This window comes from Pseudomonas sp. SID14000 (genome assembly GCF_002165135.1).
Lineage (GTDB): Bacteria > Pseudomonadota > Gammaproteobacteria > Pseudomonadales > Pseudomonadaceae > Aquipseudomonas.
Genome location: NZ_NFZQ01000003.1, coordinates 352,949 through 373,035 on the forward strand (window position 1 = coordinate 352,949; position 20,087 = coordinate 373,035).

Here is a 20,087-nt window from a genome sequence, read left to right on the forward strand (position 1 = left end):
CAACATGATTCCCCACAAGAAAAGCGCCAGCTTGGGCCTGTGTGCCCTGGCTGCTGCCATCACGCTGGCCGGCTGTGCGGGCCTGCCCGACCAGCGCCTGGCCAACGAAGCCATGAAGCGCGGTGACACGGCTCTGGCCGAGCGCAACTACAAGGCGCTGGCCGACCTGGGCTACAGCGAAGCGCAAGTGGGCCTGGCCGACATCAAGGTTGCCACCCGCGATCCGGCGAAAATCAAGGAAGCCGAGGCCACCTACCGCGCCGCAGCCGCCACTTCGCCGCGTGCCCAGGCGCGCCTTGGCCGCCTGCTGGTGGCCAAGCCCGACAGCACTCAGGCCGAGCGCGAAGAAGCCGAAACCCTGCTCAAGCAAGCCGCCAGGCAGGGCGAAAGCAACACCTTGATCCCGCTGGCGATGCTCTACCTGACTTACCCGCAGAGCTTCCCCAAGGTCAACGCGCAGCAGCAGATCGACCAGTGGCGCGCCGCCGGCAACCCGGAAGCGGGCCTGGCCCAGGTGCTGCTGTACCGCACCCAGGGCACCTACGACCAGCATCTGGGCGAAGTGGAAAAAATCTGCAAGGCCGCGCTGAACAGCACCGACATCTGCTACGTCGAACTGGCCACCGTGTACCAGAAGCGTGGCCAGGCCGACCAGCAGGCTGCCCTGCTCGGCCAGCTCAAGGCTGCCTACGCCCGTGGCGCAGTACCAGCCACCCGGGTCGACAGCGTTGCCCGGGTACTGGCTGACCGCAGCCTCGGCCAGACCGACGAGAAAACCGCCAAGGACCTGCTCGAACAGGTGGCTCCGGCCAACCCGGCGTCCTGGGTCAGCCTGGCACAACTGGTGTACGACTTCCCCGAGCTGGGCGATACCGACCAGCTGATGGCCTACATCGACAAGGGCCGCGAAGCCGAACAGCCACGCGCCGAACTATTGCTGGGCCGCCTGTACTACGAAGGCAAGACCGTGCCTGCGGACGCGGCCAAAGCCGAACAACACCTGCAGGCTGCCGCCGACGCCGGCGAAGTCAGCGCCCATTACTACCTGGGCCAGCTGTACCGCCGCGGCTACCTGGGCAACGTCGAGCCACAGAAGGCCGTCGACCACCTGCTGGCCGCCGCCCGTGGCGGGCAGAACAGCGCCGACTACGCCCTGGCCCAGCTGTTCAGTGAAGGCCACGGCATTCGCCCGCAACCGGGCAACGCCTGGGTATTCGCCCAGCTGGCCCAGGCCAACCCGACGCCGCAGTCCGCTGAACTGCTGCAGCAGCTCGACCAGCAACTTACGCCTGACCAGCGCAGCCAGGCCCAGCAACTGCTGGCACAAGAGAAGCAGGCGCGCGGCAGCATGAGCCAGGGCGCCAACAGCACCCTGGCCATCGAAGCCCTGCAAGACGACGAAAAAGAAGTAACCGGTGAGGACTCGCTATGACGCTCAATCCCTTCGTGAAAGCTGGCATCGGCCTGAGCTTCGCCCTGCTGTGGTCCTGCCCGACCCTGGCGGAAATGACCGCTGAAAAGAACTTCGGCCTGGATGTGAAGATCACCGGCCAGTCGGAAGACGACCGTGACCTGGGCACCCGCTCCGGCGGCGACGTCAGCGGCCTGGGTCTCGACCTGCGCCCCTGGGTATATGGCGAACGTGGCAACTGGAGCGCCTATGCCATGGGCCAGGCAGTCACCGCCACCGACACCATCGAAACCGACACCCTGCGCCAGAACGACGACGGCACCAGCACCGACACCGCCGCCGACGGCCGCGAGCAGGACAAGAGCTACCTGGCCATGCGCGAATTCTGGGTCGGCTACAGCGGCCTCACCGCCTACCCCGGCGAGCAGCTGCGTTTCGGCCGCCAGCGCCTGCGCAGCGACGATGGCATGTGGCGTGACACCAACATCGAAGCGCTGAACTGGACCTTCGACACCACCCTGCTCAAGGCCGACCTTGGCGTGGCCCAGCGCTTCAGCGAATACCGCACCGACCTCACCGAGCTGGCCCCGGAAGACAAGGACCGCACGCACCTCTACGGCAACGTCGCCACGCAGTGGACCCCTGGCCACTGGGTCGGCGTACGCGCCCACCACACCCATGACGGCGGCAGCCTGAAGAACCCGGGTGAAACCGTCGATGCGCTGGACAAGACCCGCACCGGCGACCTCACCTGGCTGGGCCTGGAAGCCAACAGCGACGCCTACAACTGGCGCAACGACCACACCGTCAACTACTGGGGCAGCGTCACCTGGCTGACCGGTGACCGCGACACCCTCAGCAGCCAGGTCGTCGGCGACGAAACCGTAGCCACCGGCAAGCAGAGCGGTGACGTCAACGCCTGGGCCACCGACCTCGGCATCCGCCTGCGCCTCGACCCGCAATGGCAGGTCGGCGCCGCCTACGCTCGTGGCAGCGGCGGTGGTGGCGACGACGGTTCGAGCAACTACGAGCAGACCGGCCTGGAGAGCAACCGCTCCAACTACACCGGTACCCGTTCGCGCGTGCACCGCTTCGGTGAAGCCTTCCGTGGCGAGCTGGGCAACCTGCAGGCGGCCACCCTGTTCGCCTCCTGGCAGCTGCGCGACGACTACGACGCCAGCTTCATCTACCACAAGTTCTGGCGTGTCGATGGCAACCAGAACATCGGTTCCAGCGGCATCAACGCGGTGGTCAACGACAACGGTGTGAATCGCCCGCTGGTCGATGGCGAAAAAGACCTTGGCCAGGAAATGGACGTGGTCGTGACCAAGTACTTCAAGCAAGGCCTGCTGCCGGCTTCGATGAGTCAGGCCATCGACGAGCCATCTGCCCTGGTGCGCCTGCGTGCCGGCGTGTTCAAGCCAGGCGATGCCTACGGCAAGGAAGCGGATTCGTACATGCACCGCGCCTTCGTCGACGTGATCTGGCGCTTCTGAGGCCGGTAGAGGACTTACCGTTATGAACCTTCACCCGCACTTACGTCACAGCCTGTTGGCCAGCGCCTTGCTGCTGGCCAGTGGCCTGGTCGCTGCCGCAGAGCCCAAGGTGATCGCCAAGGAACTGCAACAGGCCAAGACCTACACGGTCTCCAGCGCACCGATCGAGCCGCTGCACATGGACCCGCCAAAGCTGCCTGACCTGACCGGCTACACAGCAGAGGCGGTGCAGAAGAAAATCGACCGCCGCCACAAGGGCAAGGTCAGCCTGCGCCGCATGTTCCAGGAGGACTCCCTCAAGGAATTCGTCGGCGGCGACAACAAGGCGGCCGAGTGGGTCCAGCGCCAGCATGGCATTCCGCAGGCGATCTTCGTCGATGACGGCCATGTCGACCTGGTCGAGCTGAGCAAGAAGGTACCCAAGCAGTACCTCAGCGAAGTCGAGCCGGGCGTTTACCTGGCGCGCCTGCCGATCGTGGTCGGGCAGAAGGGCATCCTCGAGATCGACGGCAAGGTCAAGCAGCTGCGCCTGTCCCAGGAAGGCGGTTCGTTCCTGGTCAACGACGGCAAGCTGTTCGTCACCGACACCCAGGTGACCGGCTGGCGGGAAAAGGACAACGGCCCGGCGACCTTCCGCTCGCCCAAGGAATTCCGCCCGTTCCTGTTGTCGTGGGGCGGTACCGAGACCTACATCGTCAACACCAGGATGGCCAGCTTCGGCTACGCCAAGTCCAAATCGTACGGCGTGAGCATCTCGCAGTACACGCCGAACATGGCCAAGCGCATGGGCCGCGCGGAACCCACCGGCTGGATCATCGGCTCTGAGTTCAGCGACATGTGGTACGGCTTCTACTGCTACGAGACCCAGGACTTCGTGGTCAAGGACAGCACCTACCGCGACAACATCGTCTACGGCATCGACCCGCACGACCGCTCGCACCGGCTGATCATCGCCGGCAACACGGTGTACGGCACCAAGAAGAAGCACGGCATCATCGTTTCGCGTGAGGTCAACGACAGCTGGATCATCAACAACAAGAGCTTCGACAACAAGCTCTCGGGCGTGGTGATCGACCGTAACAGCGTCAACAACCTGATTGCCTACAACGAGATCTACCGCAACCACACCGACGGCATCACCCTGTACGAAAGTGGCGACAACCTGATCTGGGGCAACAAGCTGATCAACAACCGCCGCCACGGCATCCGCGTGCGTAACAGCGTGAACATCCGCCTGTACGAAAACGTCGCCATGGCCAACGGCCTGGTGGGTGTGTACGGCCACATCAAGGACCTGTCCGATACCGACCGCGACATCGCCCTCGACCCGTTCGACACCAAGGTGTCGTTGATCCTGGTCGGTGGCGAACTGGCGGCCAACGGCTCCGGGCCCCTGTCGATCGACTCGCCGCTTTCGGTGGAACTGTACAAGGTGTCCATGCTCGCCCCACGCAAGGCCAGCGGCATCAGCCTCAACGGCATCCTCGGCGAACGCCAGGACGAAATCCTCGACCTGCTGGTACGCCAGCAAAAGGCTGTGCTGATCGACCCGGTCGAACGCCAGACCGAAATGATCGATTAAGGAAGCCCAGACCATGACACCACATCTGATGAAACTGCTGGGCCTGTCCGCCGCCCTCCTGGCGATAAGCCAGGGCGTGCGCGCCGAAGACGTCAAGGCCCCTACTTTCAGCGCCGAGCCTTGCTGCCAGCTGTGCCCTGAAGCGCATGACGCCAGCCGCTATACCACCCGCTACCAGCAGAACTTCACCACGCTGGTGCAGGCTCAGGGCGACTGGCTGTTCCGTACCCGCGAAGACCTGCGCACCGAGTTCAACACCACCCCGGCCGGCTACAAACGCCTGCAGCAAGTGCACGACGCGTTCAAGAAACGCGGCGTGGAACTGGTGGTGGTGTACCAGCCGACCCGTGGCCTGGTGAACCGCAACATGCTCAACCCGGCGGAAAAAGCCGCCTTCGACTACCAGAAGGCCCTGGGCAACTACCAGGCCATGCTCAAGCGCTTCGCCAGCATGGGTTACAACGTGCCAGACCTGTCGCCGCTGACCAACGAACAGCTGGCCGCTGCCGACCAGGGCAAGGACTTCTACTTCCGTGGCGACCAGCACTGGACGCCGTACGGCGCCGAGCGCGCGGCGAAGATCGTGGCCGACACCGTACACAAGATGCCGGCCTTCGAAGGCATCCCGCGCAAGGAGTTCGAAACCAGGAAGTCCGGGCGCATGGGCAAGACCGGCACCTTGCATAACGTCGCCGGTCAGCTCTGTGGCACCAGCTACGCCGTCCAGTACATGGACCAGTTCGCCACCGAGCCGAAAGGCTCCGACGGTGGCGGTGACGACCTGTTCGGTGACGCCGGCAACGCGCAAATCACCCTGGTGGGTACCAGCCACAGTGGCAAGAACTACAACTTCGCGGGCTTCCTGCAACAGTACATTGGTGCCGATGTGCTGAACGTCGCCTTCCCCGGCGGTGGCCTGGAAGGCTCGATGATCCAGTACCTGGGCAGCGAGGAATTCCAGAAGAACCCGCCGAAGATCCTGATCTGGGAATTCTCCCCGCTGTATCGCCTGGACCAGGAAACCATCTGGCGGCAGATCCTTGGCCTGCTCGACAACGGCTGCGATGACCGCCCGGCACTGATGAGCGCCAGCGCCACCCTCAAGCCCGGCAAGAACGAGCTGATGGTCAACGGCAAGGGTGGCGTGCTCAAGGACCTGGTCAACCGCAACATACAAATGGATGTGAAGTTCGAAGACCCGTCGGTGAAGGTGCTGCAGGCCACCCTGTGGTACCTCAACGGCCGCCACGAGGACATCAAGCTGGAAAAACCGGAAACCTCCGACACCGATGGCCGCTTCGTCTTCCAGATGCGCGAAGACGAGGACTGGGCCAGCCAGAGCCTGCTGGCGTTCGAGGTGCAGGGGCCGGAAAGCGGTACCCAGAAGGTCGAAGCCAAGCTCTGCAAACGCAACAACTTCGCCGTGCCTGCGCAGACCGCGCAGGCCGGCCAGTGAGGCGACCATGATCCCGTTCAAGCGAATTTCCCGCCCCGCCCTGCTTGCCCTTGCGTTGTGCGGCGGTACCGCGCACGCCGCGCTGGTACCACCCCAGGGTTACTACGAGGGGATCGAAAAGCTCAAGACCGGCGACGGCAACTTCCGCTGCGAGGCTGCGCCCAAGCCGTACACCGGCGCCCTGCAGTTCCGCAGCAAGTACGAAGGCTCGGACAAGGCGCGGGCCACGCTCAATGCCGATTCGGAAAAGGCCTTTCGCAAATCTACCGAAGACATCACCACCCTTGAGAAAGGCGTGAGCAAGATGATCGGCCAGTACATGCGTGACGGCCGCCCGGCACAGCTCGACTGCACCCTGGCCTGGCTAGGCAGTTGGGCCCGCGCCGATGCACTGATGTCCACCGACTACAACCACACCGGCAAGTCGATGCGCAAATGGGCGCTGGGCAGCATGAGCGGCTCGTGGCTGCGCCTGAAATTCTCCAATTCGCAGCCGCTGGCCGCGCACCAGCCCGAGGCCGAGCTGATCGAAAAATGGTTCGCCCGCCTGGCCTCGCAAGTCGTACGCGACTGGAGCGACCTGCCGCTGGAGAAGATCAACAACCACAGCTACTGGGCAGCCTGGGCGGTAATGGCCAGTGCCGTGGCCACCGACCGTCGCGACCTGTTCGACTGGGCAGTCAAGGAATACCGGGTTGGTGCCAACCAGGTAGACGAGCAGGGCTTCCTGCCCAACGAGCTGAAACGCAAGCAACGCGCCCTGGCCTATCACAACTATGCCCTGCCGCCGCTGGCGATGATCGCCAGCTTCGCCCAGGTCAACGGCGTGGATGTGCGCGGCGAGAACAACAATGCCCTGCAGCGTCTGGCGCAGCGGGTGCTGAACGGTGCGAAGGACCCCAGCGCGTTCAAGGCCCGCAATGGCGAGAAACAGGACATGAAAGACCTGAAGATCGACAGCAAGTACGCGTGGATGGAGCCCTACTGCAGCCTGTATGCGTGCAGTGGCGACACCCTGCAACGCAAGCGTGGCATGCAGCCGTTCAACAGCTTCCGGCTGGGCGGCGACCTGACCCGGGTCTACGACCCGAGCGCGGAATCGAAAAAGTAACGCAAAACCCCTGTGGGAGCGGGTTTACCCGCGAAAAGGCCAGACCTGCCATGTGCGGTGCCTGTGCCGGCCTCTTCGCGGGTAAACCCGCTCCCACAGGAATCTAGGTAGCCCGCCACGAACATGTGGGGGGTTTGGGGGGCGCTTTGCCCCGGATGCTGTGAACAAAAAGGAGAACCGGGATGGTCTTCTCGTCCAACGTGTTCCTGTTCCTGTTCTTGCCGATCTTCCTCGGCCTGTACTACTTGAGCGGGCAACGTTATCGCAACCTGCTGCTGCTGGTCGCCAGCTACATCTTCTACGCCTGGTGGCGGGTGGACTTCCTGGCCCTGTTCGCCGGGGTCACCCTGTGGAACTACTGGATCGGCCTGAAAGTCGGCGCTGCCGGTGTGCGTACCAAGCCCGCGCAGCGCTGGCTGCTGCTCGGCGTCGGTGTCGACCTGGCGATCCTCGGCTACTTCAAGTACGCCAACTTCGGCGTCGACAGCCTCAACGCGATCATCACCTCGTTCGGCCTTGAGCCGTTCATCCTCACCCACGTGCTGCTGCCGATCGGTATCTCGTTCTACATCTTCGAGTCGATCAGCTACATCATCGACGTGTACCGCGGCGATACGCCGGCCACCCGCAACCTGATCGACTTCGCGGCGTTCGTGGCGATCTTCCCGCACCTGATCGCCGGCCCCGTGCTGCGCTTCAAGGACCTGGTCGACCAGTTCAACAACCGCACCCACACCCTGGACAAGTTCTCCGAAGGCTGCACCCGCTTCATGCAGGGCTTCATCAAGAAAGTGTTCATCGCCGATACCCTGGCGGTAGTGGCCGACCACTGCTTCGCCCTGCAGAACCCGAGCACCGGGGATGCCTGGCTCGGCGCCCTGGCCTACACCGCGCAGCTGTACTTCGACTTCAGCGGCTACAGCGACATGGCCATCGGCCTGGGCCTGATGATGGGCTTCCGCTTCATGGAGAACTTCAAGCAGCCGTACATCAGCCAGTCGATCACCGAGTTCTGGCGACGCTGGCACATCAGCCTGTCGACCTGGCTGCGCGACTACCTGTACATCACCCTGGGCGGTAACCGCAAAGGCACCTTCAACACCTACCGCAACCTGTTCCTGACCATGCTGCTGGGCGGCCTGTGGCATGGCGCCAACTTCACCTACATCATCTGGGGCGCCTGGCACGGCATGTGGCTGGCCATCGAGCGCGCGCTGGGCATCGACACCAACCCGCAGCGTTTCAACCCGGTGAAGTGGGCGTTCACTTTCCTGCTGGTGGTGGTTGGCTGGGTGATCTTCCGCGCCGAGAACCTGGAAGTGGCCGGTCGCATGTACGGCGCCATGTTCAGCTTCGGCGACTGGCAGCTGTCGGAACTCAACCGTGCCCAGCTCACCGGCCTGCAGGTAGCCACCCTGGTGGTCGCCTACATCACCTTGGCGTTCTTCGGCCTGCGCGACTTCTACCGCAACGCCAGACCAACGCCCAAGGCTACCGCGGTACAGGTCAACAATGACGGTTCGCTCGGCCTGGACTGGACCCGGGTAATGACCCGCGCCCTGGTGCTGCTGCTGTTCGTGGCCTCGATCCTCAAGCTTTCGGCGCAGAGCTACTCGCCGTTCCTTTACTTCCAGTTCTGAGGTTGATGACATGACCCGGACATTACGCATTACCTATTCATTGTCGTTCCTCGGCCTGCTGGTGGGCATGGGCGTGTGGTCCACCGGTGGCCTGCAAAGCTTCCAGCGTACCGAGCAGATGACCCTGCTCAACGGCAAGCTCGCCAAGGCCGCCGAGACCCACTACGACGAGCAGTTCCCGATCAAGCGCCTGGGTACCAACCTGTGGGCGGCGATGGACTTCAAGCTGTTCAACGAAGGCCGCCCCGGCGTGGTTCTGGGCCGCGACCAGTGGCTGTTCAGTGACGAGGAGTTCAAGCCCACCGCCGGTGCCGAGCAGCTGATGCAGGAAAACCTGGCGTTGATCCGTGGCGTGCGCGACACCCTGCAGCAGCACGGCAGCCAGTTGGTGCTGGCGATCGTGCCGGCCAAGGCGCGGGTGTACGCCGAGTACCTGGGCAATGAGCTGCCGACCAGCCTGCATGACGACCTGTACAACCAGTTCCATGCCCAGGTGCGCCAGGCCAACGTGTTCGCCCCGGACCTGATGGCACCTCTGGAGCAGGCCAAGGCCCGCGGCCAGGTGTTCCTGCGCACCGACACCCACTGGACACCGATGGGCGCCGAAGTGGCGGCGCAGGCACTGGCCGAAGCGGTCAGCCGCCAGAGCCTGCTCAATGGCGACCCGCAGGCGTTCATCACCGAAGCCGGCAGCACCGCGCCATACAAGGGCGACCTGACCAACTTCCTGCCACTGGATCCGCTGTTCAGCAACCTGCTGCCGGCCCCGGACAACCTGCAGCAGCGCACCACTCGCCCGGTCGGGGCCGAAGGTGAAGCCGGTGACGCACTGTTCGCCGACACGCAGATCCCGGTTGCACTGGTGGGCACCAGCTACAGCGCCAACCCGCACTGGAACTTCCTCGGCGCGCTGCAGCAGGCCCTGCGCAGCGACGTGGCCAACTACGCCGAAGACGGCCATGGCCCGCTGCTGCCGATGCTCAAGTACCTGCAAAGCGATGCCTTCAAGAACGCCGCCCCCCAGGTGGTGGTGTGGGAATTCCCCGAACGTTATCTGCCAATGAAGAACGACCTTAGCAGCTTCGATCCACAGTGGATCGCCCAACTGAAAAACACCCGTAAATCCGAAGAAAACCTGGCCTTGTCGTCCACCCGGACGAACCACTAATCAGAGGAACGCATACATGACTACCAAGACTTCCATTGCCAAAGCCCTCACCCTCGCAGCCGGCCTCTCCCTGGCTTCCATGCAGGCCTTCGCCGGTGCCGACGCCGCGCTGTATGGCCCGAGCGCACCGAAAGGCTCGACCTTCGTGCGCCTGTACAACGCTTCCAGCGCACCGACTGCAGCCTCGGTCGGCAACACCCAGATCAAGCAGGTTGGCGCCCAGGCCAGCAGCGATTTCAGCTTCCTGCCAGGGGGTGACTACACCGCCCAGGTCGGTGGCAAGAGCGTGCCGGTCAAGCTGGCCGCGGACAAGTACTACACCCTGGTCAACAGCGCCAGCGGCAACCCCCAGTTGATCGAAGAACCACCGTTCAAGAACAAGCAGAAAGCCCTGGTTCGCGTGCAGAACCTGAGCGACCAGCAACTGACCCTGAAGACCGCCGACGGCAAGACCGAAGTGGTCAAGCCGGTAGCCGCCAACGGCCGTGGCGAACGCGAAATCAACCCGGTCAAGGTCAACCTGGCGCTGTACCAAGGAGACAAGAAAGTGGGTGACGTCAAACCCGTCGCCCTGGAGCGCGGCGAAGCCGCAGTGCTGTACGTAACGGGTTCCGGCAACGCCCTGTCGCCGGTGTGGGTAACTCGCCCCGTGGCTAGCAACTGATTCCCCTGCCTCTCAACGACTATTGGAGAAACATGATGATCCCGGTAATTCTTTCTGGTGGTAGCGGTTCCCGTCTGTGGCCTCTGTCGCGCAAGCAGTTCCCCAAGCAGTTCCTGGCCCTGACCAGTGAACACACGCTGTTCCAGCAAACCCTCGAGCGCCTGGTGTTCGAAGGCATGGACACGCCGATCGTGGTCTGCAACAAGGACCACAAGTTCATCGTCCAGGAGCAACTCGCTGCCTTGAAACTGGAAACCCAGGGCATCCTGATGGAGCCGTTCGGCCGCAACACCGCGCCGGCTGTGGCCATGGCTGCCATGAAGCTGGTCAACGAAGGCCGCGACGAGCTGATGCTGGTGCTGCCCGCCGACCACGTGATCGAGGACCAGAAGGCCCTGCAACGCGCCCTGGCCCTGGCTACCGTGGCCGCCGAGCGTGGCGAGATGGTGCTGTTTGGCGTGCCGGCGACCAAGCCGGAAACCGGCTACGGCTACATCCGTTCCAGCCAGGACGCCCTGCTGCCTGAAGGCGTGGCGCGCGTGGCGCAGTTCGTCGAGAAGCCCGACGAAAAACGCGCCGCCGAGTTCGTCGAGGCCGGCGGTTACTTCTGGAACAGCGGCATGTTCCTGTTCCGTGCCAGCCGCTTCCTCGAAGAGCTGAAAAAGCACGACGGCGACATCTACGATACCTGCGTGCTGGCCCTGGAGCGCAGCCAGGAAGACGGTGATGTACTGAGCATCGACGAAGCCACCTTCGCCTGCTGCCCGGACAACTCCATCGACTACGCGGTGATGGAAAAGACCCAGCGCGCCTGCGTGGTGCCGATGTCGGCCGGCTGGAGCGACGTGGGCTGCTGGTCGTCGCTGTGGGAAGTGCACGAGAAGGACGACAACGGCAACGTCACCAAGGGCGATGTGGTGGTGCAGGACAGCCACAACTGCATGATCCACGGCAACGGCAAGCTGGTGTCGGTGATCGGCCTGGAGAACATCGTGGTGGTCGAAACCAAGGACGCCATGATGATTGCCCACAAGGACAAGGTCCAGGGCGTCAAGCAGATGGTCAAGACCCTCGACGAGCAGGGCCGCAGCGAAACCCAGAACCACCTGGAAGTGTATCGCCCGTGGGGCTCGTACGACTCGGTGGACATGGGCGGCCGCTTCCAGGTCAAGCACATCACCGTCAAACCGGGCGCCAGCCTGTCGCTGCAGATGCACCACCATCGCGCCGAGCACTGGATCGTGGTATCCGGCACCGCCGAGGTGACCTGTGACGAAAACGTGTTCCTGCTGACCGAGAACCAGTCGACCTACATCCCGATCGCTTCGGTCCACCGCCTGCGCAACCCGGGCAAGATCCCGCTGGAGATCATCGAAGTGCAGTCCGGCAGCTACCTGGGCGAGGACGACATCGAGCGCTTCGAGGATGTGTATGGGCGTACCTCCACACCGATCGAGCGTGGCATTTCGGTGAAGACCATCGCGCAGTAAGCAAGACTCTGGGGCCGCTTTGCGGCCCCGCTTTTTGAGCCACTCCCCATTTCGGGCTACGATGGTCAGACCCCGCGCAACCAAGGTCTGCAAGCCCCATGATCATCGGTGCATTCCTCATCCTCACCTGGCTGGTGCTGCTGTTGCGCTACCCGGCCAAGGCCCTGCCGATCTCGCTGGCTGCCGTATGCGGCCTGGGCCTGGTGGCCCTGTTCGTCGTCTGGCAGGACACCCGCGAAGCCTCGCAACTGGCCCGCCTGGACCTGCGCCTGAGCTACGCCCCCGAACACTGCCCCGCCGACCGTGCCCTGCAGGTACGCATGAAGAACGGCAACGACGTGCCGCTGACCGAGCTGCGCTGGCGGGTGGCGGCCTATGCACCGGGCGATACCGTGAACCTGGCCGAGAACACCTACAACGCCCCGCGCTACCGTGGGCCGGGTGAACTGCAGCCTGGGGCCGAGTGGAAAGACTGCCTGCCGTTGCCGCCCCTGCGCTCCGGGTACCGGCCGCAGACCCTGGAATTTCGGGCCGAGCACCTGCAAGGTACCTTTGCCAACTAATGTAATCGCCTGTGCGGGCCTCTTCGCGGGTAAACCCGCTCCCACAGGGACAACACAGGTCTCAAATTCTGTGGTGTACCTGTGGGAGCGGGTTTACCCGCGAAGAGGCCCGCACAGGAAAAACCAATCCTCCCCGACAACAGGCCCCAACCATGCCCACCGTCCTGATCACCGGTTGTTCCAGCGGCATCGGCCGCGCCCTGGCCGACGCCTTTCGCGATGCCGGCCACCATGTCTGGGCCACCGCTCGCAAACCAGAGGATGTCGCACAGCTGAGTGCCGCCGGCTACACCGCCCGGCAACTTGATGTGAACGACCGCGAAGCGCTGGCCCGCCTGGCCGAGGAGCTGGAAAACCTTGATATCCTGATCAACAACGCCGGCTACGGCGCCATGGGCCCGTTGCTCGATGGCGGTGTGGATGCCCTGCGCCAGCAGTTCGAAACCAACGTATTCGCCGTGGTTGGCGTTACCCGCGCATTGTTCCCACAACTACGCCGCTCACGGGGCCTGGTGGTGAACATCGGCAGCGTATCAGGCGTGCTGGTCACCCCGTTCGCCGGCGCCTACTGCGCCTCGAAAGCAGCCGTGCACGCCCTGAGCGATGCCTTGCGCCTGGAACTGGCGCCGTTTGGTGTGCAGGTCATGGAAGTGCAGCCAGGGGCAATTGCCTCGCAGTTCGCCAGCAATGCCAAGCGCCAGGCCGAGCAGGTGCTGGCGGCGGATTCGGCATGGTGGCCGTTGCGCGAGCAGGTGCAGGCTCGTGCACGGGCTTCGCAGGACAAACCTACTTCAGCGGCGGTGTTTGCCCAGGGCGTGTTGGCAGCGGTCGGGAAGTCGCCAGTGCCGGCGGTGGTGCGATTGGGAAATGGCAGTACGGCGTTGCCGTTGATGGCCCGGTTACTGCCGCGGCGGGTGCTGGACTGGGCGTTGCGCAAGCGGTTTGGCCTACTGCGCCCGCTCTGATTGATGGGTTGCCTGTGCTGGCCTCTTCGCGGGTAAACCCGCTCCCACAGGTACAGTGCAATCTTCGGAATCACACTCTCCCTGTGGGAGCGGGTTTACCCGCGAAGAGGCCGGTACAGGCAAAACAGATCAGGCAATGGAACGCAGCCCCCCGCCATCCACCCGCAAGGCAGCCCCGGTAGTAGCACTGGCCTGCATCGATGCCAGGTACACCACCATGTTCGCCACCTCCTCCACCGTCGCCAGCCGCTTGATCAGCGAGGTCGGCCGGTGCTCGGCCAGGAAGTTGGCTTCCAGCTCTTCAGTCGCCCCCCCGGTGCCAGCCAGGGTCTCGGCCAACCCGCGCGACACCGCCAGCAACGCAGTCTTGGTCATGCCGTAATGAATCATCTCGGTCGCGATCTGCAGCGCCGACTCACTGGACAGGAACACCACCCGCCTCCATTTGCGCTCGGCCATGCCCTGGGCATAGTGGCGCGACAGGCGAACGGTGAAGCACCGGTCTGGGTGCCCAGGTCGGCAGCGATGCCGATGATGCGGGCCTGGGTGCGACCGTTGAGGACCACTTCGGCCTCCTGCCTCTATGCCTTCTTCACAGGCTGTTCGTCGAACGCCTGCCAGCCACCACCCAGGGCCTTGTACAGCCCCACCAGCGCCTGCGACACCGCCGCCGAACTGTCGATCCACTGCTCCTCGCTGGCCAGCAATGCACCCTGCACCGTCAGCACATTGAGAAAGTCCACCGCCCCTTCCACATACTGTCGCTGGGCGGTTTCCAGGGCGATACGGTTCTGCCTCACTGCCTCGGCCAAGTGGTCGCGACGCAGCTGGCTGGCGTTGTACAGGCGTAGCACATCGTCGATTTCATGCCAGGCCCCCAACACCACCTTGCGGTAGTTCAGCGCCGCTTCCTGCTGCTGCGCCTCGCGCAGTTCCAGGGTGCCCTTGAGCCGGCCACCCTCGAAGATCGGCAGCGACAGCTGCGGCCCAAAGGCGAAACGGCGCGAATCCCACGCGCCGAAATCGGACAGCTGCATGGCCTGGAACCCGACATTGCCCGACAGCCGGATGCTGGGGTAGAAGTCAGCCTTGGCCACGCCAATGCTGGCAGTGGCAGCATGCAGGCGGGCCTCGGCCAGGCGAATGTCCGGGCGGCGTTCGGCCAGTTCGGACGGCAAGCCTATGGCAAACTTCTGCTGCGGCGCTGGCAGTTCGCCGCCCTGCATCAACTCGTCCTGCAGGCTGCGCGGCGGTTCGGCGGCGAGCAGGCTGAGGGCGTTGATCAGGTCATCGCGCCGCGCTTCCAGGCTTGGCAGGCGCGACTCGATCGAGGCGACCTGGGCACTGGCCTGGGCCACGTCCAGGCGCGTGGCGACACCTTCGGCCTGGCGGTTTTCCGACAGTTTCAGGCTGTGCTGGGCGACCTTGAGGTTGTCGCGGGTCACATCGATGGTGTGCTGCACGGCGCGCAGCTGGATGTAGTTACCGGCGGTTTCCGAAAGCAATGCCAGCAGCACGCCGCGGCGGTCGTTCTCGGCCACTTCGACCGTGGCATCGGCAGCCTCGACCTGGCGCCGCACACGGCCCCACAGGTCCAGCTCCCAGCCGGCCACAAGGTCACCCTGCCAGAGGTTGAAGGCTTCCTTGCCCGCCTTGCCGGACGGGTCACTCAGGCCTTCGGCACTGTTGCGCGCGCGGCTGTAGCCGGCGTTCACGTCCACCGACGGTACTTCGTCGGCCGCCACGGTGCTGCGCAGGGCGCGGCTTTGCAGCAGGCGGGCACTGGCCATCTGCAGGTCGAGGTTGCGCTCGGCAACGCGCTGGATCAAGGCACTCAGGCGTGCATCGTGAAAGCTCTCCCACCAGCGCAGTTCCAGCGGTTCGGCCTGCGGCTGGCTGGCCGCCGCCTCACCTTGCAGCGGCGCCCACTGTTGCGGTGCCTGGCTGTCAGGGCGCTGGAAGTCCGGCCCCAGGGTGCAGCCAGCCATCAACACGGCCAGCAGCAACGGGCTCAAGCATAATGCCGGTTTCATCGTGCGCTTACCTCTTTGCCGTCGAGCTTGTCGCCACGGGTGTCGATGGTCGCTTCCACCGACATGCCCACGCGCAGGCGGGCAAGCAGCGGCTGGCCATCATCGAAAACGATTTTCACCGGGATGCGCTGCACCACCTTGGTGAAGTTGCCGGTGGCGTTATCCGGCTTTACGGCGGCGAAGGTCACGCCGGTGGCCGGGGCGATGCTTTCCACATGGCCTTGCAGCTTCTCGCCGGCAAAGGTGTCGACGCTGATGCTCACCGCCTGGCCGGGCTGCACGTGGGTCAGCTGGGTTTCCTGGAAGTTGCCGACCACGTAGGCATGCTGCAACGGCACCACCGACAGCAGGCGAGCGCCCGGGTTGACGTAGGCACCGACACGCAAGGCGCGCTCGCCGACCATGCCGTCCACTGGCGCGGTGATGCGGGTGTAGGACAAGTCGAGCTGAGCCTTTTCCAGCCCCGCTTCGGCCCGCTTCAGCTGGCCGTCGGCGCTGGCCACCTGGGCGGTAAGGATATCCACCTGCTTGCGCGCCGCCACCAGTGCCGCCTGGGCATTGGCCAGGCGCGCGCGGGCCTGGTCGACCCCGCTGCGCGCCTGCTGGGCGTTCTGTACCGTGCCGGCCCCCTGCTCGGCCAGGCGGCTGTAGCGGTTGACCTCATGGTCGGCGAACGCAGCTTCGGCCTGGGCCGCTTTCACTGCGGCCTCAGCCTGGGCAATCAGCGACGCCTGGCGCTCGAGAGTGGCACGGGCATCGGCGCTTTGCGCCTGGGCCACCAGCAGCTGCGCCTGCGCGGCATCCAGCGCGGCCTGGTAGTCACGGGCATCGATGGTCGCCAGCAACTGGCCGGCTTTGACCTGCTGGTTGTCTTCCACCAGCACCTCCTTGATGAAGCCGGCGACCTTGGGCGCGACCACGGTGTAATCGGCGATCACATAGGCGTCATTGGTGCTCTGGCGGTGGTCGCTGCCGAACATCCAGGGGCCGACGATGCCGGCCAGGACGGCCACGGCAAGCACCGAGCCGATAAACAGGGTTTTGCGGTTGTTGGTCATTTCAGTGGTTCTCGAATTCATCCAGGGTTCAAGCCACCGCGCGCGGCGGATAGACCCGGGTAGGCACGAAAGGAATCAGGCAGATCAGGACCACGGCAATGCAGGCCATGGCCAGGTAGAGGTCGGCCGAGGTCAGCACCAGCGCCTGCTCGTGGATGCGCTTGGCCAGGCCAGCAGCGTTACCGTCGACCTGCGGGGCGTTGCCCAGGCTGTCCACCAGATGGTTGGAATGGAAGTGCCGGCGCAGGGTGCCCAAGGCGTCCAGCAGGCCACCGGCAATCACTGCGGCGAGGCCTTTGACGGTGTTGAACCAGGCGGAGGCGAACGGGCCTTCCTGCGGGGTCATACCGTTGGTGGACAGCATCAGCAACGGCAACACCGCCATCGGCTGGCCGAACACCTGCAGCAGGTAGAACGGGTAGAAGTCGCCACGGATCCACTCGCTGGTCAGCAAGCTGCTGCCGACACAGGACACCGCCAGCATCGCCAGGCCGATGCCCAGCACCCAGCGGCAGTCCACCGCACGGATGTTGCACAGCGCCGCCGTCAGTGGCAGGGCGATCAGTTGCGGCATGGCGACCAGCATCATCAGCGGGCTGGTCTGCGCCGGGCGGTAGCCCTGGATCTGCGCCAGGTAGGCCGCCGGAATGCTGCCTACGCCCGAGAGCACGATCAGTACGCCGGCCAGGGTCACCAAGGCGAAGCTCAGGTTGCGCCGCGACAGCATACGCAACTGGAAGAACGGCAGCGGTTCGGACCATTCGTTGTACATGAACAGCACCAGCAACAGCAGGCCACCGCCGAGCAGCCAGCAGATCAGCGGCGAATCGAACCAGCCCCAGCGGTCGCCCAGCGAAAGGCCCAGCACGATGCAACTGATGGCAGGCAAGCCGAGCAGCACGCCGCGCCAGTCGAACTGCTTGAAGCGCTCCAGGCGCAGCGGGTCCTGCGGCAGGCCCCAACCGACGCAGGCAATGGCCAGCGCCGAGGGCAGGATGATCTGCCAGAACGCCCATTGCCAACCGACGTATTCCGTCCACAGCCCTGCCAGCGGCGTGCCGAGGTTGGGGCCGAAGGTGGCGGTAAGCGCATAGCAGGCCAGGCCATAGACCTTGATGCCCGGTGGCAGGAAGCGCAGGGCCACACTCATCAGCATCGGCGGCAAGGCGCCAGAGGCAAAGCCCTGGAGCACACGCAGCAGCATCAGGCTGTGCAGGTTGGGGGCGAACGGTTGCAGCAGGCCGAGCACGGCGAACAGACCGATGGCGCTCATGGTGAAGCGCCGCAGTGAGAACGTGGTGGCCAGCCATGGCGCGAAGGCCATGGCCGAGACCGAGGCGGCACTGTAAACCGCGAGCAGCCAGGCACCTTCGTCGGCACCGATACCCATGGCCCCGCGGATATCGGCCAGGGAGATCTTGGTCACCGACTCGTTGAGGCCCGCGCACAATACGGCCAGCAACACACCGAACAGCCCGACCACTACCTGCAGGCCAAACGCAGTCTGCGCAGGGGCAGCCGGCGCAGGGGCGGCGGCAATCGCGGCAGACGGGGCGGACAGGGAACTCATGGGCAGACATCTCCAGCAACAATTTGCGACTGGAGCAAGTCTAAGAAGGTCGAATGCTGACGAAAACTGACTTCTCGATAGGTTTATGTTGCGTCAGGCGCAATCCACTTCAAAACCGAGTCGCCTGCTTCGCGGGTGAACCCGCTCCCACAGGTACAACACACCTCTCAAGGCTTGAGATGTCTTCTGTGGGAGCGGGTTCACCCGCGAAAAGGCCGGCCCAGGCAGAACATCACTCAAGGGTCAACGCTGCAACAGGCCTTCAGGGTCTGCCGCAACCACCGATGCGCCGGGTCATTGTGAAACCGCGGGTGCCAGGCCTGCAGCACGGTCACCCGCTCCAGCGGCACCGGGATCTCGAACGAACGCAGCGGCAACCCGAGCTTGTGCACGCTGTTGAGGATGTTTGCCGGCATCGGCAGGATCAGGTCGGAATCCGGCAGCGAGAACAGCGCCGAGTGAAAACTCGGGGTAATCAGCGCCACCCGCCGTTGCACCCTGAAGTTGGCCAGCTCCACGTCGATCGGCCCATTGGCCCGACCACGGCGGGACACGCTGATCTGTGGATAACTGGCAAAACTGTGCGCCGTGATCGGCTGCTCGAAAATCGGGTGGTCACGCCGTGCCAGGCCCACGTAGTAGGTCTGGAACAGGCTCTGCACCTTGATCTCCGGCCCCAGGTCCACGGTCGAGCTGATGATCAGGTCGGTACGCCCGTCGCGCAGCACGCTGTCGTCATCGCCGCCGGGGCTTTCCGGCACGAAGCGCAGCACCGTGCGCGGCGCCTGCTCGTGCATGCGCCGCAGCAACTGGGCGCCGTAGAGGGCGATGAACAGGTCATTGGTGCGAATGTTGAAGGCTCGGTCGAGCTTGGGCAGGTCGACCTCGTCAGCACTGCGGAACACCTCGCCAGCCTGCTCCACCAGTGTCGCCACCTGCTCGCGCAGGGCCAGCGCCCGTGGCGTCGGCACCAGGCCACGCCCGGCGCGCACCAGGATCGGATCACCCAATGCATCGCGAATACGCCCCAGGGTCCGGCTCATCGCCGCCGGGCTCAGGTTCATGCGCTGCGCCGCGCCGACCACGCTGCCCTCGTCAAGCAGTGCATCGAGGGCGACGAGCAGGTTCATGTCCGGGAGTTGCATGGCCGTTTTCCGTTACCGCTGTGGGGAATGGCGATGGTAGCAGGTTGGTGGATTGCACCAGACGCAATGCGCTCGTGCGTGGTGGGGCATTTATCCTGAGGGTGGGTTGAGCCAAGAATGAGGAACGGCAGGTTCGGCCTCTTCGCGGGTAAACCCGCTCCCACAGTGGCTGCACAGATTCTGAATATTGTGGCGCACCTGTGGGAGCGGGTTTACCCGCGAAGAGGCCAGAACAGACAACCCCTTAGCCAGCCTGGAACAAGGATTCCACATGCCCAGCCCCGTCCTGATCGCTATCGATGCCTCCCCTGCATCCACCGCCCTGCTCACCCTCGCCCGCCGCTACTGCCGCACCGGCGAGCACGAATTGCACGTGCTGCTGGCCATCGACTCTACCTTCGCCGTCCACGACCAACCTGCGCCCTACACTGCAGAAGAACTGGAAGAATACCCCGCCGCCTGCGAAGAGCAGCACCAGGCCGACCACGCCGTGGCCGAGGCAGTGCGCGACTTGCAGCAAGCCGGATTCGCCTGCCAGGGCTGCATGGTGGCCGGGCAGCCGGTCGAGGCGATCGTGGCCACGGCGCAGGAACTGAATTGTGAACTGATCATCATGGGCCACCGCCACCTGTCGCGGCTGGGGCGGCTGCTGGACCCCTCGATCAGCGCGAAGGTGATTGATCGGGTGCAAGTACCGGTGTTGGTGGGGGCGGCGAGTGCATGACTTGAGAGGTG

At 64.4% G+C, this 20,087-nt stretch carries 16 protein-coding genes and 1 pseudogene; 12 read left to right on the forward strand and 5 right to left on the reverse strand.

What is annotated here, in order from left to right:
- Positions 1–4: 4 nt before the first annotated feature.
- The 11 genes from algK to CAY82_RS06775 all read left to right on the forward strand — a co-directional run bounded on the left by algK (position 5) and on the right by CAY82_RS06775 (position 13,546).
- Entirely contained in the window at positions 5–1,432 is a 1,428-nt protein-coding gene (gene algK, locus CAY82_RS06725; protein WP_087500477.1) for an alginate biosynthesis TPR repeat lipoprotein AlgK, read from the forward strand.
- Positions 1,429–2,907 (forward strand): alginate export family protein, encoded by a 1,479-nt coding sequence (locus CAY82_RS06730; RefSeq protein WP_085705592.1) that lies wholly within the window; start codon positions 1,429–1,431, stop codon positions 2,905–2,907. Before algK ends, CAY82_RS06730 begins: the two co-directional genes overlap by 4 nt.
- A 22-nt stretch (positions 2,908–2,929) precedes the next feature.
- Positions 2,930–4,489: a mannuronan 5-epimerase AlgG gene (algG, locus tag CAY82_RS06735; RefSeq protein WP_087500478.1), complete on the forward strand. Its 1,560-nt coding sequence runs from the start codon at positions 2,930–2,932 to the stop codon at positions 4,487–4,489.
- A 13-nt stretch (positions 4,490–4,502) separates the two neighbouring features.
- The gene (locus tag CAY82_RS06740; protein ID WP_087500480.1) at positions 4,503–5,945 is read left to right on the forward strand and encodes an alginate O-acetyltransferase; all 1,443 of its coding nucleotides are present in this window, start codon (positions 4,503–4,505) and stop codon (positions 5,943–5,945) included.
- A 7-nt stretch (positions 5,946–5,952) separates the two neighbouring features.
- Positions 5,953–7,056 (forward strand): mannuronate-specific alginate lyase, encoded by a 1,104-nt coding sequence (locus CAY82_RS06745; RefSeq protein ID WP_087500481.1) that lies wholly within the window; start codon positions 5,953–5,955, stop codon positions 7,054–7,056.
- A 182-nt stretch (positions 7,057–7,238) separates the two neighbouring features.
- Positions 7,239–8,696, forward strand: coding sequence for an MBOAT family protein (locus CAY82_RS06750; RefSeq protein WP_087500482.1), 1,458 nt, complete (start codon positions 7,239–7,241; stop codon positions 8,694–8,696).
- A 10-nt stretch (positions 8,697–8,706) separates the two neighbouring features.
- A complete protein-coding gene (locus CAY82_RS06755; RefSeq protein WP_087500483.1) occupies positions 8,707–9,864 on the forward strand; it encodes an alginate O-acetyltransferase in 1,158 nt (385 codons plus the stop codon).
- 16 nt (positions 9,865–9,880) lie between these two features.
- On the forward strand, positions 9,881–10,528 hold the full coding sequence (locus tag CAY82_RS06760) for an alginate O-acetyltransferase AlgF (protein WP_087500486.1): 648 nt from the start codon (positions 9,881–9,883) through the stop codon (positions 10,526–10,528).
- A gap of 35 nt (positions 10,529–10,563) precedes the next feature.
- Positions 10,564–12,018: a mannose-1-phosphate guanylyltransferase/mannose-6-phosphate isomerase gene (locus CAY82_RS06765; RefSeq protein WP_087500487.1), complete on the forward strand. Its 1,455-nt coding sequence runs from the start codon at positions 10,564–10,566 to the stop codon at positions 12,016–12,018.
- Positions 12,019–12,116: 98 nt separating this feature from the next.
- Positions 12,117–12,581, forward strand: coding sequence for a multidrug transporter (locus CAY82_RS06770; RefSeq protein ID WP_087500489.1), 465 nt, complete (start codon positions 12,117–12,119; stop codon positions 12,579–12,581).
- Positions 12,582–12,733: 152 nt separating this feature from the next.
- Positions 12,734–13,546 carry an SDR family oxidoreductase gene (locus tag CAY82_RS06775; RefSeq protein ID WP_087500490.1) on the forward strand — a complete coding sequence of 271 codons (813 nt, stop codon included), beginning with the start codon at positions 12,734–12,736 and terminating at the stop codon, positions 13,544–13,546.
- Between the two features lie 129 nt (positions 13,547–13,675).
- Here CAY82_RS06775 and CAY82_RS06780 read toward each other — a convergent pair.
- The 5 genes and pseudogenes from CAY82_RS06780 to CAY82_RS06800 form a co-directional block, all read right to left on the reverse strand.
- Positions 13,676–14,091, reverse strand: a pseudogene (locus CAY82_RS06780) (SDR family oxidoreductase); the annotation flags it as partial.
- A 36-nt stretch (positions 14,092–14,127) separates the two neighbouring features.
- Entirely contained in the window at positions 14,128–15,579 is a 1,452-nt protein-coding gene (locus CAY82_RS06785) for an efflux transporter outer membrane subunit (protein ID WP_087500492.1), read from the reverse strand.
- Positions 15,576–16,637: an HlyD family secretion protein gene (locus tag CAY82_RS06790; protein ID WP_087500494.1), complete on the reverse strand. Its 1,062-nt coding sequence runs from the start codon at positions 16,635–16,637 to the stop codon at positions 15,576–15,578. Before CAY82_RS06790 ends, CAY82_RS06785 begins: the two co-directional genes overlap by 4 nt.
- A gap of 28 nt (positions 16,638–16,665) precedes the next feature.
- Positions 16,666–18,207: an MFS transporter gene (locus tag CAY82_RS06795; RefSeq protein ID WP_087500495.1), complete on the reverse strand. Its 1,542-nt coding sequence runs from the start codon at positions 18,205–18,207 to the stop codon at positions 16,666–16,668.
- Positions 18,208–18,443: 236 nt separating this feature from the next.
- Positions 18,444–19,352, reverse strand: a complete 909-nt coding sequence (locus CAY82_RS06800; RefSeq protein ID WP_087500496.1) for a LysR family transcriptional regulator — start codon at positions 19,350–19,352, stop codon at positions 18,444–18,446.
- A 271-nt stretch (positions 19,353–19,623) separates the two neighbouring features.
- Between CAY82_RS06800 and CAY82_RS06805 the strand changes: the two genes are divergently transcribed.
- Entirely contained in the window at positions 19,624–20,076 is a 453-nt protein-coding gene (locus CAY82_RS06805; protein WP_087500497.1) for a universal stress protein, read from the forward strand.
- The last annotated feature ends 11 nt before the right edge of the window (positions 20,077–20,087 follow it).

Excerpts from the sequence above, each read along its gene's own strand:
- CAY82_RS06770 (WP_087500489.1), top strand. The coding sequence starts at position 12,117 with ATGATCATCGGTGCATTCCTCATCCTCACCTGGCTGGTGCTGCTGTTG.
- algK (WP_087500477.1), top strand. The coding sequence starts at position 5 with ATGATTCCCCACAAGAAAAGCGCCAGCTTGGGCCTGTGTGCCCTGGCT.
- CAY82_RS06745 (WP_087500481.1), top strand. The coding sequence starts at position 5,953 with ATGATCCCGTTCAAGCGAATTTCCCGCCCCGCCCTGCTTGCCCTTGCG.
- CAY82_RS06740 (WP_087500480.1), top strand. The coding sequence starts at position 4,503 with ATGACACCACATCTGATGAAACTGCTGGGCCTGTCCGCCGCCCTCCTG.
- CAY82_RS06750 (WP_087500482.1), top strand. The coding sequence starts at position 7,239 with ATGGTCTTCTCGTCCAACGTGTTCCTGTTCCTGTTCTTGCCGATCTTC.
- CAY82_RS06755 (WP_087500483.1), top strand. The coding sequence starts at position 8,707 with ATGACCCGGACATTACGCATTACCTATTCATTGTCGTTCCTCGGCCTG.
- CAY82_RS06775 (WP_087500490.1), top strand. The coding sequence starts at position 12,734 with ATGCCCACCGTCCTGATCACCGGTTGTTCCAGCGGCATCGGCCGCGCC.
- CAY82_RS06805 (WP_087500497.1), top strand. The coding sequence starts at position 19,624 with ATGCCCAGCCCCGTCCTGATCGCTATCGATGCCTCCCCTGCATCCACC.
- algG (WP_087500478.1), top strand. The coding sequence starts at position 2,930 with ATGAACCTTCACCCGCACTTACGTCACAGCCTGTTGGCCAGCGCCTTG.
- CAY82_RS06795 (WP_087500495.1), bottom strand. The coding sequence starts at position 18,207 with ATGAGTTCCCTGTCCGCCCCGTCTGCCGCGATTGCCGCCGCCCCTGCG.
- CAY82_RS06800 (WP_087500496.1), bottom strand. The coding sequence starts at position 19,352 with ATGCAACTCCCGGACATGAACCTGCTCGTCGCCCTCGATGCACTGCTT.
- CAY82_RS06790 (WP_087500494.1), bottom strand. The coding sequence starts at position 16,637 with ATGACCAACAACCGCAAAACCCTGTTTATCGGCTCGGTGCTTGCCGTG.
- CAY82_RS06760 (WP_087500486.1), top strand. The coding sequence starts at position 9,881 with ATGACTACCAAGACTTCCATTGCCAAAGCCCTCACCCTCGCAGCCGGC.
- CAY82_RS06785 (WP_087500492.1), bottom strand. The coding sequence starts at position 15,579 with ATGAAACCGGCATTATGCTTGAGCCCGTTGCTGCTGGCCGTGTTGATG.
- CAY82_RS06765 (WP_087500487.1), top strand. The coding sequence starts at position 10,564 with ATGATCCCGGTAATTCTTTCTGGTGGTAGCGGTTCCCGTCTGTGGCCT.
- CAY82_RS06730 (WP_085705592.1), top strand. The coding sequence starts at position 1,429 with ATGACGCTCAATCCCTTCGTGAAAGCTGGCATCGGCCTGAGCTTCGCC.